Genomic DNA, 13865 nt, shown 5'->3' with positions numbered 1-13865 from the left:
TTTGACTATCCGCCCGGAGCGTAGCGCCCCCGGGCATCCAGCACCAGATCCGACTTGAACAGGGCAGCCTTACCTAGGCATGATCCACCGGTGACGTCCACGGGTACCGCGGTCCTGCGCACCACGCTCGGCCGTCAGAGACGCCACCTCGCGGCGGCGTCGGCCCTGCACACCGGCCACCAGGGCGGTGAGGCGCTGGTGCCCGTACTGGTCGGCGTGGTGATCGACCGCGGTGTCGCCACCGGCGACGTCGGCGGCCTGCTGCTGTGGCTCGGGGTGCTCGCCGCGACGTTCGTGACCCTGTCGCTGAGCTGGCGGTTCGGGGCGCGGCAGTCGCTGCTGGCCGCGGTCGGCGCCGAGCGCGAGCTGCGGATGCGCCTGGCCGGGCGCATCCTCGCGCCCCGCGGCGGCGCCGAGGCGGGTCACCTGCCCGGTGGCCTGGTCAGCATCGCGACCGGTGACGTCCGGCGCGTGGCCGACGCCGCGTTCATGGTGCCCGTCGGCATCGCGGCGGTGGCCGGTGTCGCGGTCGCCGGCACGGCGCTGCTGACGATGTCGGTGCCGCTGGGCCTGCTGGTCCTGCTCGGCACCCCCCCGCTGCTGTTCGTCGCACAGCTGCTGAGCCGTCCCGTGGAGAGGCGCAGCGCGGCCCAGCAGGAGGAGGCGGCGCGGGCGTCCGGGGTCGCCGCCGACCTCGTGCGGGGCGTCCGCGTGCTGAAGGGCATCGGCGCCGAGGAGTACGCGCTGGAGCGGTACCGACGGGTGAGCCGGGGCTCGCTGCGCGCCACGCTGGCGACCGCCCGCGCGCAGGGCGGGTACGAGGGCACGGTGCTGTCGATCAACGGTCTGTTCCTCGCGCTGGTGGCACTCGTCGGGGGCGGCCTCGCCGTGGGGGGCTCGATCTCCGTCGGCGAGCTGGTCTCCGCCGTCGGGCTCGCGCAGTTCCTGACCGGCCCGGTACAGGTCGTCGGGGACCTCGCGGCGGTGTTCGCCATCGGCCGCGCGTCCGCGGCGCGCATCGTGGACGTGCTCGGCGCGCCGTACTCGATCGGGTCCGGCGAGGGCTCCCTGCCCAACCCCGTCCGCGGCGAGCTCCGACTCGACGGGGTGTCGGCCGTCGCCGACGCCACAGCCGGCATCCACCTCGTCGCCGAGCCCGGGAGCATCGTCGCCGTGGTCGCCGACCCGCCGACCGCGACGGCCCTGCTGGCCTGGTTGGGCCGCGAACGCGACCCGGGGGGAGGCAGGGTCCTGCTCGACGGCGTCGCGTTCGACGAGATCGACCCGCACGAGCTGCGCGGCACGGTGCTCGTCTCCACCCACGACGCCGACCTGTTCACCGGCAGCCTGCACGACAACCTCACCGCGGTGGCCGTCGGCGACCCCGCCGGCGCGATCGCCGCAGCGGCCGCCGACCAGGTCGCCGCTGCACTGCCCGCGGGCCACGACACCGCCGTCGCCGAGCGCGGGTCGTCGCTCTCGGGCGGTCAGCGGCAGCGCGTCGCACTCGCCCGCGCGCTCGCCGCGCACGCCCCCGTCCTCGTCCTGCACGACCCGACCACCGCGGTCGACACCGTCACCGAGGCCCGCATCGCCGACGGCCTGCGCACCCTGCGGGCGCAGCACACGACCCTGCTGCTGACGACCAGCCCTGCGCTGCTCGCCGTCGCCGACTCCGTGGTGGTGCTCCGCGACGGGGCGGTCGCCGCGACCGGCACCCACGCCGAGCTGCTGCGCGGCGACGCCGACTACCGCGCGACGGTGCTGTCGTGACGGCCGCGAGCGGGGGCGCGCTGCTCCCCGTCGCCACCCCCGCCCGCGTGCGGCGGACCGTGGTCGACCTGATCCACCCCCACCGGCTGCTGGCCTGCTTCGCCCTGCTGACCCTCGCCGGCGCCGCGGCCGTCAGCCTGGTCGCCGCCCCCCTGCTGGGCCGCATCGTGGACATCGCGGCGGCCGCGCAGTCGGGGTCGGGCGACGGGTCCGTCATGGAACCGGTGCTGGCCCTGGTCGCCGTGGCCGTCCTGCAGGGCGCGCTCGCGGTGCTCGGGTTCGTGCTCGTCGCACGGCTCGGCGAGCAGGTGCTCGCGACGCTGCGCGAGGCGTTCGTCGACCACGCGCTGCGCCTGCCGCTCGCGCGCATCGAGCAGGGCGGCACGGGCGACCTCACCTCGCGCGTCACCGAGGACGTCTCGGTGATCAGCGACGCGGTCCGGTCGGCCCTGCCCGACTTCGCCCGCTCGTCGCTGATCATCGTGCTGACGGTGGTCGGGCTGACGGCGCTGGACTGGCGCTTCGGCGCGGCCGCGCTGCTCGCCGTCCCGGTGCAGGTGCTGACGGCCCGCTGGTACCTGCGCAGCTCCGGGCCGATCTACGCCGAGGAACGCGCCGTCGCCGGCACCGAGCAGCAGCAGCTGCTCGACAGCATCGGCGGCGCCCGCACCGTGCGCGCGTTCCGGCTCGCGACCACGCACCTCGACGCGGTCCGCGCCCGGGTGGACGCCTCCATCGACGTCGCGATCCGGCTGCTGCGCCTGCACACCCTGTTCTTCGGACGGCTCAACCTCGCGGAGCTCATCGGGCTGACGTCGGTGTTGGTCGCCGGGTTCCTGCTGGTCCGCTCCGGCACCTCGACGATCGGCGAGGCGAGTGCCGCCGCGCTGTACTTCGCGAACCTGTTCGGCCCGATCAACGCCGCGCTCTTCCTGCTCGACAAGGTGCAGTCGGCCACGGCGGGCCTGGCCCGGCTCGTGGGCGTCGTCGACGTCGAGCCGCCCGCGGAGCCCGCAGCGCCGATGCGCGCGGCCGACGGCGCGGTGAAGGCCGTCGCGGTCGGGCACTCCTACGTCGAGGGCCACGACGTGCTGCACGGCGTCGACCTCGACGTCGCCCACGGTGCGCACGTCGCGCTCGTCGGGGCGAGCGGCGCGGGCAAGACGACGCTCGCGGCGATCCTCGCCGGGGTCCGCCCGCCGACGCGGGGCACCGTGCACATCGGCGGGGTGCGCCTGGCCGACCAGGGACAGACCCTGCTGCGCCGCACGATCGCGCTGGTGACCCAGGAGGTGCACGTCTTCGCGGGGCCGCTCGCCGACGACCTGCGCCTCGCCGCCCCGACCGCCACCGACGAGGAGATCCGCGCGGCCCTCGAGACGGTCGACGCCACCGGGTGGGTCGACCTGCTGCCCGACGGCCTGGGGACCGTCGTCGGGGCGGGCGGGCACGAGCTGTCCGTCGTCGAGGCCCAGCAGCTCGCGCTGGCGCGGCTCGTCCTCGCCGACCCGCCGGTCGCGATCCTCGACGAGGCCACCGCGGAGGCGGGCAGCGCGGGCGCACGCCGCCTCGAGGTGTCCGCGCGCGCCGCGCTGCGCGGGCGCACGGGCATCGTGATCGCGCACCGGCTCACCCAGGCCGCCACCGCCGACGTCGTCGTGGTGATGCACGACGGCCGCGTCGTCGAGCACGGCACGCACGACGAGCTGGTCGCGGCGGGCGGGCACTACTCCCGGCTGTGGGAGGCGTGGAGCGCGTCGTCCTGACCGCGCGTCAGGCCTCCGGGGCGGGGTGCGAGGTCAGGTAGCCGCCCATGCGCGTGAAGTACTCGACGCCGGAGAGCTCGGTGCCGTCGTCGAGGCGCAGGCGGTCGATGCGCAGGCCGGGGTTGCGGCCGTGCCGCGCGTCGGCGCCGGCCACCACGACGACCCCGTGGCCGTCGCGGATGAAGATCCGGCCGGGGGTACCGCCGTAGGGCGTCGGGGTGACGGAGGCGCGCAGGATCCGCAACCGCCGCGCACCGTGGAAGCAGTAGGCGTTCGGGTACGGGTCGACCTGGGCCCGGACCAGGTTGAACAGCTCCCGGGCCGACCAGCCGAAGTCGATCCGGTTCTCCTCCTCGGTGCGCCGGTGGAAGTAGGAGGCCGCGCGGCGGTCCTGGGGCGCCCAGTCGGTGCGGCCCGACGCGATCAGCTCCAGCGCGTCGACGGTGATCGGACCGAACATCGCGAGCGTCCGGTCGAACAGCTCGACGACGGTGTCGTCGTCGGAGATCGCGGTGCAGCGCTGGAGCACGACGTCGCCCGCGTCGAACTCGTCGTTCATCATGTGCGCGGTGACCCCGACCTCGGGCTCGTCGTTGATCAGCGCCCAGTTCAGGGGCGCGAAGCCCGCGTAGGCGGGCAGCAGGGCGTCGTGGACGTTGAGCGTGCCCAGCCGCGGGATCGAGAAGACCTCCGGCGGCAGCCACGTCCGCCAGTTCGACACGACCATGACGTCGGCCTCCGCCGCGGCGATCGCGGCCCTGACCTCGTCGTCGACGGCACGGTCCCGGACCAGCACCGGGATGCGGTACTCCGCGGCGAGCTCCGCGACCGACTCGTTGAAGATCTTCTCGTAGGCGTTGTCGCTGTCCTGGTGGGTGACGATCAACGGCACCTCGTGCCCGGCGGCGAGCACCGCCTCGATGGTCCGGCGGCCCCAGGTCATGTACCCGAACGCGACGACGCGCATCGCCATCCTCTCCTCGACGCCAATGGTGAGGAGAGGCTAACCGAAACCGGGCGGTGACTCGTACAGCCCGGCGTGCGCGACCCGCAGCTTGTACTTGAGGATCTTCCCGCCGACGGTCTGCGGGAGCGCGTCCGCGACGACCACCGCCTTCGGCGTCTCGTGTCCGCCGAGCCGGGCCCGGCAGTGCGCGATGATGCCGGCCTCGTCCGCCTCGTGACCCGGGCGCAGGACGACGACCGCGGTCACGGCCTCGCCCCAGTGCTCGTGCGGCAGGCCGATCACCGCGGCCCGCTCGACGGCCGGGTGCCCGTGGAGCACCGACTCCACCCGGATGCTGGACACGTTCTCCCCGCCGGACTTCACGATGTCCTTGAAGCGGTCGACCATGATCCGCAGGCCGTCCCCGTCGACCGCGGCACTGTCGCCCGAGTGGAACCATCCCCCGCGGAACGCCTCGCGGGTCGCGGCCTCGTCGAGGTAGTAGCCCGCGGTGACGATCGGGCTGCGGTAGACCGCCTCCCCCGGGACGCCCGGCCGGTCGCGCAGCGACTCCCCCGTCTCGTCGACGACGTCGGAGGCCAGCAGCGGGCTCGGCAGCCCGACGTAGTTGACCGCCGGTGCGCTGCGCTCGTAGACCTCCGGCCACTTCTCCGGCCAGAAGCGGTGGCACGCGATGGCCTCGGTCTGCCCGAAGATGCCGAGCACCACGGGATCGGCCTGGCGCCGCAGCGCCGCGTAGGTCTCGAGCGGGAGCGCGCCCCAGCCGTAGACGAGCACCGTCAGGCTCGACGCGTCCCGGCCCGCGGTGTCGAACTCCGCGGTCAACGCGGTGACGAACTGCGGCGATCCCGCCCACACCGCCGTCGCCCGCTCGGACTCGATCGCGGCGGCCACCTGGTCGGGGACCGGCCGGCGACCGATCACCAGCGACCCACCCGCGAGGAACGCGGACAGCGTGAAGATCTGGTCGCCGACGTGGTAGATCACCGGGAGGAAGCAGACCAGAGCCAGGTCGGTCTCCAGGCGCAGACCGCGCGTCAGGGAGACGGTGAAGTTGAGCGCCGCGAGGTGGCTCGCACTGTGCGAGATCATGACGCCCTTGGGCATCGCGGTGGTGCCCGAGGTGTAGAGCAGCTCCCAGATGTCGTCGCCGTGGATCTCGACGGTGGGCTCGTCGGTCGGGTGCCCCGCGACGAACTCCCCGAACGACGGGCTCCCGGCGACGGGGCCGCCGCCGATCGTGACGGTCGCCGCCACGCGGAGCCCGGTGGCCGTGAACGCCGCCTCCGCCCGCGGCCACAGCTCGGCGTCGACGATCGCGAGCCCGGGCTGCGCGTGCCGGATCAGGTGCTCCTGCACGTCCGGGGCGAGTGCCGGGTTCATCGGCATCGCCACCATGCCCGCCTTCGCGATCCCGATCTTCGCGAGGAACGCCTCGACCGAGTTCTCGCAGAACAGCAGCACCCGCGCACCCGGTTCGAGCCCGGCGGCGGCCAGTGCGTGGGCGACCTGGCCGGCGACCTCGTCCGCCTGCCGGTAGGTGACGGCGGCGAACCGCTCCTCACCGAACGCCCCCGCCCAGCCGGTGATCGCCGTCTTGTCCGGATAGCTCCAGGTCAGGCGCTCGAACACGTCGCCGACCGACGTCCGTTCCCAGCGGTGGACGGCCCTCCTGCCCCGCAGGGTGGTGACATCGATCCTGGCTGTGAACAGGTCCACGCCGACCTCCGTGTCGCGACGCCGTTGGGGCGCCAGCATGCTGGGCCGTACACGCCACGTCGAGAGGGGACGGCATGCCCACCGTGCGCTACGAGATCGACAACCGCGTCGCCTGGCTGACCATCGACCGGCCGGAGGCGCACAACGCGCTGAGCCGCGACGTGCGGGAAGGCCTGTTCGCCGGGATCCACCGCTTCAACGCCGACGACGGGGCACGGGTGCTCGTCCTGACCGGGGCCGGGGAGAAGGCGTTCTGCTCGGGCGGCGACCTCAAGGAGATGAACGCGACCGGCCTGACCGTCCCGCCCCCGGACTTCCTGCCCCAGATCGGGCGCAACGTCGAGGTCGCCAAACCGACGATCGCCGCGGTCAACGGCATCGCGTACGGCGGCGGGTTCCTGCTCGCCCAGCAGTGCGACCTCGTCGTCGCCGCCGAGCACGCGCGGTTCGCGGTGTCGGAGGTGAAGGTCGGGCGCGGGTCGCCGTGGGCGGCGCCGCTGTCGTGGTTGGTCCCGCCGCGGGTCGCGCTGGAGATCCTGCTGACCGGTGACCCGATCGGCGCGGACCGGGCGCGGGAGCACGGGCTGGTCAACGACGTCGTCCCCCTCGCCGACCTGCGGGAGCGGACCCAGCGACTCGCCGAACGGATCGCCGCGAACGCCCCGTTGTCGGTGCTGGCGGCCAAGCGCACCGCGTATCTGTCCGCGACCCACCCCCGCGCCGAGGCCTACGACCGCGCCGAGGAGATCTGGGATCCGGTCTACCGCTCGGCCGACGCGCAGGAGGGCCCGCTCGCCTTCCGGGAGAAGCGCGCACCCGTGTGGACGGGCACCTGACCGCGCCCTGACGCCGTGCGCGTTCCGCCGGTCGAGAACGGGCCCCGCAGCCGTGGAAAGCGGTCCGGGGCGGGGCGGGGCGGTCCGGGGCGGGGCGGGGCGGGGCGGGGCGGGGCGGGGCGGTACAGGACGGGAGCGGGGTGCCGGTCGACACGCAGGCGACCCGGCGCGGCGGACGGAGTGGTGCTCCGACACAGGCCCGGCGACACAGGCCCCGCGACAGGAGGCGTGGCGACGAACAGATCGTGGGCGAGCACACAGAGAGTCGGGACGGCAGGAAGCTGCCAGACCAGGGGGTCAGAACGGTGGGGTGTCGGCCGCGGGGTCGGCGATCGAAGTCCAGTCCAGGAGGAGTCGCCGGCGCCGCCCCGGGCGCCGGGGTGGCGGATCGGGCTCGGGCCGGTAGTCGAAGGGCTCGCTGACGTAGGTGTGCCCGGTGGGGGTCGTCCACTCGAGAGTGCCGTCGGGGTACTGGACGACGCTCCAGCCGGGTGAGTGCTTCTCGTGGTGATGCACGGTGCAGCCGTGGGTGAGGTTGTGCTCGGCGGTGGGACCGTGCGGGTAGGGGACGGTGTGGTCGAGCTCGGAGTCGAGGGCCCGTCGTCGACACAGGGGTGAGCGGCAGTGCACGTCGCGGGCGCGGACGAAGTCGGTGAGCGCAGCGGGTGGCCGGTAGGTGGTGCGGCCGTGGTCGAGCAGGGCCCCGGAGAGCGGGTCGGTGACCAGCCGTTTCCATACCGCGTCCGCGGCGATCTCGCGGGCCAGGTCAGCCGGGACGGGGCCGAACCCGGCCAGCTCGCACGGCTGGTCGTCGGCGCCGGTGAGGGTGGAGTACGGGATCACGACGTGGACCAGGGGTTTGCCGGGGTTCACCGGCGCCACCCGGAGCACGGAGCGGCCGTTACCCGACTCCTCGGCCTCCCCCGGGCGCGCACCCTCGGCCGATTCGTCCCCGGGGTCGGTGACAGTCGGGTCGGTGACGGCCGGGTCGGTGACGGCCGGGTCGGTGACGGCCGGGTCGGTGACGGCGACCTGTCCGGTGAGGAGGCCGACGAGCAGGTCGGCGCGGCGCGCGTCCATGCCACGGGGGTCGTCGGAGCCGAGGCCGCGGGCCAACCGGGTGAGCCACTGGTGGGCGGCGAGCGCATCGGGCGCGGCGAGCAGGGCCCACAGCGACGCCATCCCCTCGTCCTCCGCGCCGACCATCACGCGCCGGTCGCGGCGGGCCCGGGCGTGGCGGTCGTTGGCACCCTCGGGGTCGACGGCGATGACGGCCCGGCGCAGCGCGGCGACGAGCTGGGCCCGGCTCTGACGGGCGGCGTTCGGCAGAACCCGGTCCTGCACCCGAATCGCGTCGTCCTCGGAGAGGGTGTGGGTGGCGTCGCAGATAGCGCGAACCCTGCTGCCGTCGATCTCCCCGGACTCGTGGGCGGCGAGGGTGGCGGTGAGGGTCTCGGTGAGTCGGCGGGCCTGAGCGATCCGGGCGCCCGCGGTGGACCGGGAGACCGACAGGGCCAGCGCGATCTCGTCGGGCGCCCACCGGCTCATCCCCTCCGGACCCGTGGTGGCGTCGCGGGGGTCGGCGGGGCGGCGGCGGGCGAACTCACCGAGCAGGCGGGTCTGCCGGGCGGCGGCCCAGGAGGTGATCCGGTCGAGGTCGGCGATGGCGTCGACGAGCGATCTGTCGTCGAGCAGGGCGGCGTCGCCGGTGGCGGCGTCGAGCTCGAGGGCGAGCCAACCCGACGCGCCGGGTCGACCGGCGGCGACGATGGCGTCGAACGTGTCCTCCGGCGAGGGCCACTCGGGTACGTTCGCGAACGACCGGGAGACCTGGGCGGCCTCCTCGGAACACTCGGTGTCGAACATGCGTTCGATGGTATCGGACGTCTCCGTGCTGGTCAACGACCCGGACCGCTCAGCGCGACGGCTCGCGACGGCTCCGTCACGCCTGGGCCGATGCACGGGCCCGGCGCACCACGCATCCCGTGCTGCTCGCCCCGACCGGCGCCGCCGGTCCCCAGGAGCGTCGCTCCCGCACCGCCCGCGGCGGGGCGGCGAGGGCGGACCCGAGAGGTTCCGACGCTGACCCGGAGTACGAGAGCGGGACCGCACCACCCGGGCGCGGGTTCGGCGGCCGGCCCCGGACGCACGAGTCCCTGTGCACGAAGCCGGGCCGTGGGGTCAAGGTCCGGGCAGCGGGTCCGGGCAGCCCAGCTACGGCGCACACGTCCCTCGGTACGAGGTCGGGAGCCGGCTCGGACGTGCCGCGGACCCGGAACCGGTTCCGCGGGACGCCATCCGATCGCGCGGAACCGGAGGGACAGACCCCCAACCGATCAGATCCCGGAGCCCCCCTCCGCCAGCCGTTCCCCCACCCGCGCCAGACGACGACGCCGACAGCGAGATCGCGGCGCACTCCTTGGCGTGGGCCTGGGTCCGGCAGCCACCCCAGCATCCGCGGCGCGCTGCGGAACGACACCGGCGCCTGGTACGGCAGCACCGTCCGGTCACCACCCGCCAGCAGCTCCCGCAGCCGCGCCAGCACGGCGGTCTGGTGCCCGTCGCCCCACAACCCGGCGAGCCGCTCGTCGTAGTGGGCGTCCGGGGAGTAGTGGGCGTCCGGGGAGTGGTGGGCGTCCGGGGAGTGGTGGGCGTCCGGGGAGTGGTGGGCGTCCGGGGAGTGGTGGGCGTCCGGGGCCCGGCGGCGACGGCGGCGAGCGCAAGGACCTCCTCCGCCGGGGCGACGCGGTCGCGGCCCGTGACCACGGCGTCGGCCGGCAGCCCTGCCGCGACCGGCGGGCCGTTGATCGGCGACATCCGCTCCCCGATCTCGACGTGCTCGCTGATCCGGGGCCGCAGGAGGTGCCCGAGCGCGATGATGTCGCCCGGCTCGCCGTGTCCGCGCTCGGGCACGTGGCATCGGGCCGTCGAGCATCCCGACCAGCGCGAGCGCGGTCTGCGGGCGCACCGCGACGGTGCCGTTGAGGACGTCGCAGAGCCGAGCCAGCAGCACCGCCACGACCGCCTCCGGGGCGAGCGTGACCGCATCTCCTACGGGGCGGCGACCATCCCCCGGTGCAGCACGCGGTTCCCCACGACGCCGGCGTGGTCGGCGCGGTGCAGGACGCACGCGTTGTCCCAGATCACCACGTCGCCGGGAGCCCACTCGTGGCGGTGGACGTTGGTCTCGGCCGTGGAGTGCGCGTAGAGGAGGTCGACCAGCTCGCGGGCCCGCTCCGCTGCGACCCCGCTGATGGCCGCACACCGCTGCGGGGTCGAGAGGTACAGGGCGGTGCGCCCCGACCGGGGGTGCCGGCGGAAGACGGGGTGCTCGGCGGAGGTCTCGGCGTCGTCGGCGAGGTCCAGCCCCGTGACGACGTGGGTGACCGTCCGCCCGGCGAGCTCCGCCCGGAGCGCGGGCGCCAGGGTGTCGAACGCCCGGTACTGGTTGGTGAACTGCGTGGCCCCGCCCGCGGTCGGTACCTCGACCGCCCGCAGCGCGGTGAAGGCCGGGGGGCGGCGCACGTAGCTGGTGTCGACGTGGAACGCGCTGCGCGGAGGTGACGTCCGCCCGACGTTGCTGACCACGTTGAGGTCGGGGAACCCGGGCACCGCAGTCTCCCCGACGGTGAAGGCCAGCCCGCCGAACTGTCGAAGGAATGCGACGAATGCGGTGTCGTCGGCGTTCTGTTCGGGCAGCACGAGAACGCCGTGCTCCGCCAACAGAATGGCGAGCCGGGCCGCGATGTCGCGATCGACGTCGCGAATCGACAGATCCGTGATCGTGGCGCCGACGGGATGGTGCGCGACGATTTCCACCACCCGACGCTAACAGGACCCGGCCCGGGGCGCGCGGTGGTCGTTCGGGTCGCTGACCCGCGGGAGCACGGGTACCTTCGCTGAGGTGCCCAGCACCGGGCACCCCACACGGGACCGATCCCGCGCCGACATCGGCGTGACCCGGCGGTCCCGGAACTGTACGTCCCGCTACCGGGACGCCGTCCCGATTCCCCTTTCCGTATGCCCGGAGACAATTGTGTCGCGCCCGTCGTACGACTGCGCCGCCCCGCCCGAGAACCAGGAGTCCACCGTGTCCGCTGTCCTGTTCGGATCGATCGGAACGCTCGCCGAGACCTCGGAGATCCAGCGCGAGGCGTTCAACGACGCGTTCCGCGCGCACGGGCTCGACTGGCACTGGGAGCGCGCCGACTACCTCGCGATGCTCAAGGAGTCCGGTGGCCGTGACCGGATCGCCCGGTACGCGGAGGCGCGGGGCACCGAGGTCGACGCCGACGCCGTGCACCGCTCGAAGTCGCAGGCCTTCCGGAGGCTCCTGGCGACGTCGGGCCTCACCGCGCGGCCCGGTGTCGTCGACACGATCACCGCGGCCCGCGCCGCCGGGATGAAGGTCGGCCTGGTCACCACGACGTCGCGCGGCAACATCGACTCGCTGCTCGACGCGCTGGGGCCCGACGTGGCCGGCTTCGACGTCGTCGTCGACGCGTCCGAGGTCTCCTCGCCCAAGCCGGACGCCGCCGCGTACACCCACGCCCTCGAGACGCTCGGCGAGCAGGCGGGTGACTGCGTGGCGATCGAGGACAACGGCGACGGCGTCACCGCGGCGTCGGCGGCGGGGGTCCCGTGCATCGCCTTCCCCGGCGCGAACACCGCGGGCCACGGATTCTCCGACGCCCGCAGCGTCGTCGACCACCTCGACCCCGCCGACCTGCTCCCCCGCCGCTGACCACCCCGGAAACACGAGGACTCGCCATGGGCAACGTGCACGCCACCTACACCGCCACCGACCGGTCCTTCCACGTCGAGGGGCACGAGAGGATCGACTTCAGCCTGACCTACGTCGACGGGGTGTTCGACGTCGCGAACCCGGAACTGGCCGGCTGCTACCGCGCGTACGGCCGCTGCCTGATGGTCGTCGACGAGGTGGTCCACGACCTGTACCGCGACCGGATCACCGCCTACTTCGCGCACCACGACATCGCGCTGACGGTGCACCCGGTCCGGATTCGCGAGGTCGACAAGACGCTGCGCACGCTGGAGGGCATCGTCGACTCGTTCTCGGCGTTCGGCCTGGTCCGCGGGGAACCCGTGCTCGTCGTCGGCGGGGGGCTGACCACCGACGTCACCGGTTTCGCATGCGCCACCTACCGGCGCCGCACCGACTACATCCGGATCCCGACCACGCTGATCGGCCTCGTCGACGCCAGCGTCTCGATCAAGGTCGCGGTCAACCACGGCAAGGCCAAGAACCGGCTCGGCGACTACCACGCCTCGCAGGACGTGCTGCTGGACTTCTCGTTCCTGGGCACGCTGCCCGAGGACCAGGTGCGCAACGGGATGGCCGAGCTGATCAAGATCGCCGTCGTGGGCCACGCGGGGATCTTCGACCGGCTGGAGAAGTACGGCGAGGACCTCCTCGCCACCCGCTTCGGCCATCGCGACGGCACACCCGAGCTGCGCCAGCTGGCCGACGAGCTGACCTACGACGCGATCGACTCGATGCTGGCCCTCGAGGTCCCGAACCTGCACGAGCTCGACCTCGACCGCGTGATCGCCTACGGCCACACGTGGAGCCCGACCCTGGAGCTGACGCCGGACCCGCCGATGTTCCACGGGCACGCGATCAGCATCGACATGGCGTTCTCCGCGACGCTCGCGCACCTGCGCGGCTACATCACCGCGGGCGAGCAGGAGCGGATCCTGGGGCTCATGAGCCGCCTCGGGCTGGCGATCGACAGCCCGCACCTCACCGCGGACCTGCTGGTGTCGGCCACCGAGTCGATCGTGCAGACGCGCGGCGGGCGACAGCGGGCCGCGGTCCCGCGGCCGATCGGCGAGTGCTTCTTCGTCAACGACCTGACGCCCGACGAGCTGACGGCGGCACTGGCCGTCCACCGCCGGACCTGCGGCGAGTACCCCCGCCGGGGCGACGGCGTCGACATGGTCACCGGGGCGTGACCGGCTCGGTGCGGGCGGCCCGGCCGGTCACACCGGCGGGCATCCTCGCCCGGGAGCTCGACGAGCTGAGCCGCCTGCTCGACGACCTCGTCCACCCGGCGACGGCCGCGCGGCTGCGCCGGGCCGCGACCCTCGCCGGCGGGCTCGACCCGTACGTCGGGCGCTGCACCACGCCGGAGTCCCCCGCCCTCGCCGCGCTCGCGCGGCGGACCCGGGAGCGCGACTGGGACGAGCGGTCCGGCGACGGCGTGGTGCTCGCGCTGGAGCAGGAGATGCTCTCCGGGCACGTCGAGGGGCGGCTGTTGGCCTTCCTGGTGCACGTGACCCGCGCGCGCCGGGTGCTGGAGATCGGCATGTTCACCGGCTACTCCGCGCTCGCCATGGCAGAGGCCCTGCCCGACGGCGGAGAGCTCGTCGCCTGCGAGATCGACGCCGACGTCGCCCGGCTCGCGCAGGAGTGCTTCGCCGCGTCCCCGTGCGGCGCCCGGATCTCCGTGCGGGTCGCCCCGGCCCTGGACACGCTGCGCGACCTGGCCGCGGAGGGTGCGCGGTTCGATCTCGTGTTCGTCGACGCCGACAAGGCGGGCTACCCGGCCTACCTCGACGCGCTCCTCGGCCGCGACGACGGCGACACCGGGCTACTGGCCCCCGGCGGGACCGTCGCCGTCGACAACACGCTGATGCAGGGCGAGCCCTGGCTGCCGGACGAGCCGTCGGCGAACGGGGCCGCGATAGCGGCGTTCAACTCCGCCGTCGCCCGCGACGCCCGGATCGAGCAGGTGCTGGTCCCCCTGCGCGACGGGCTGACCCTGATCCGGAGGGTCTGAG

At 74.1% G+C, this 13865-nt stretch carries 10 protein-coding genes; 6 read left to right on the top strand and 4 right to left on the bottom strand.

The window, feature by feature from the left end; genetic code table 11:
* Positions 1 to 90 precede the first annotated feature (90 nt).
* Together I4I81_RS06860 and I4I81_RS06855 are read left to right on the top strand one after the other, a co-directional pair.
* The gene (locus I4I81_RS06860) at positions 91 to 1773 is read left to right on the top strand and encodes an ABC transporter transmembrane domain-containing protein (protein ID WP_218601771.1); all 1683 of its coding nucleotides are present in this window, start codon (positions 91 to 93) and stop codon (positions 1771 to 1773) included.
* A complete protein-coding gene (locus tag I4I81_RS06855) occupies positions 1770 to 3539 on the top strand; it encodes an ABC transporter ATP-binding protein (RefSeq protein WP_218601772.1) in 1770 nt (589 codons plus the stop codon). The genes I4I81_RS06860 and I4I81_RS06855 overlap by 4 nt, the downstream gene beginning before the upstream one ends.
* A gap of 7 nt (positions 3540 to 3546) precedes the next feature.
* On the opposite strand, the gene I4I81_RS06850 is transcribed toward I4I81_RS06855, so the two are convergent.
* Both I4I81_RS06850 and I4I81_RS06845 read right to left on the bottom strand, forming a co-directional pair.
* Positions 3547 to 4506, bottom strand: coding sequence for a methionyl-tRNA formyltransferase (locus tag I4I81_RS06850; RefSeq protein ID WP_218601776.1), 960 nt, complete (start codon positions 4504 to 4506; stop codon positions 3547 to 3549).
* Between the two features lie 36 nt (positions 4507 to 4542).
* Positions 4543 to 6225, bottom strand: coding sequence for an AMP-binding protein (locus tag I4I81_RS06845; protein ID WP_226363797.1), 1683 nt, complete (start codon positions 6223 to 6225; stop codon positions 4543 to 4545).
* 74 nt (positions 6226 to 6299) lie between these two features.
* On the opposite strand from I4I81_RS06845, the gene I4I81_RS06840 reads away from it, so the two are divergent.
* Positions 6300 to 7061: an enoyl-CoA hydratase/isomerase family protein gene (locus tag I4I81_RS06840; RefSeq protein ID WP_218601774.1), complete on the top strand. Its 762-nt coding sequence runs from the start codon at positions 6300 to 6302 to the stop codon at positions 7059 to 7061.
* A gap of 297 nt (positions 7062 to 7358) precedes the next feature.
* Here I4I81_RS06840 and I4I81_RS06835 read toward each other — a convergent pair whose 3' ends face one another.
* Positions 7359 to 8927, bottom strand: a complete 1569-nt coding sequence (locus I4I81_RS06835; protein ID WP_218615893.1) for an HNH endonuclease signature motif containing protein — start codon at positions 8925 to 8927, stop codon at positions 7359 to 7361.
* A gap of 1185 nt (positions 8928 to 10112) precedes the next feature.
* The gene (locus I4I81_RS06830; protein WP_226363796.1) at positions 10113 to 10880 is read right to left on the bottom strand and encodes a TauD/TfdA dioxygenase family protein; all 768 of its coding nucleotides are present in this window, start codon (positions 10878 to 10880) and stop codon (positions 10113 to 10115) included.
* Positions 10881 to 11151: 271 nt separating this feature from the next.
* Between I4I81_RS06830 and I4I81_RS06825 the strand changes: the two genes are divergently transcribed.
* From I4I81_RS06825 to I4I81_RS06815, 3 genes are read left to right on the top strand one after another with little or no spacing between them, the layout of a single operon-like run.
* Entirely contained in the window at positions 11152 to 11805 is a 654-nt protein-coding gene (locus tag I4I81_RS06825) for an HAD family hydrolase (RefSeq protein WP_218604050.1), read from the top strand.
* Between the two features lie 26 nt (positions 11806 to 11831).
* Positions 11832 to 13037, top strand: coding sequence for a sedoheptulose 7-phosphate cyclase (locus tag I4I81_RS06820; protein WP_218604051.1), 1206 nt, complete (start codon positions 11832 to 11834; stop codon positions 13035 to 13037).
* Entirely contained in the window at positions 13034 to 13864 is an 831-nt protein-coding gene (locus I4I81_RS06815) for an O-methyltransferase (RefSeq protein ID WP_226363795.1), read from the top strand. The genes I4I81_RS06820 and I4I81_RS06815 overlap by 4 nt, the downstream gene beginning before the upstream one ends.
* The last annotated feature ends 1 nt before the right edge of the window (position 13865 follow it).

It is taken from the genome of Pseudonocardia abyssalis, from assembly GCF_019263705.2.
Lineage (GTDB): Bacteria > Actinomycetota > Actinomycetes > Mycobacteriales > Pseudonocardiaceae > Pseudonocardia > Pseudonocardia abyssalis.
The sequence above is the reverse complement of the archived record's forward strand: the minus strand, read 5'-3'. Positions and strand labels throughout refer to the sequence as shown.

Bases quoted from the DNA above. Each gene is read 5' to 3' on its own strand.
- I4I81_RS06850 (WP_218601776.1), bottom strand. From the start codon at position 4,506: ATGCGCGTCGTCGCGTTCGGGTACATGACCTGGGGCCGCCGGACCATC.
- I4I81_RS06840 (WP_218601774.1), top strand. From the start codon at position 6,300: ATGCCCACCGTGCGCTACGAGATCGACAACCGCGTCGCCTGGCTGACC.
- I4I81_RS06835 (WP_218615893.1), bottom strand. From the start codon at position 8,927: ATGTTCGACACCGAGTGTTCCGAGGAGGCCGCCCAGGTCTCCCGGTCG.
- I4I81_RS06820 (WP_218604051.1), top strand. From the start codon at position 11,832: ATGGGCAACGTGCACGCCACCTACACCGCCACCGACCGGTCCTTCCAC.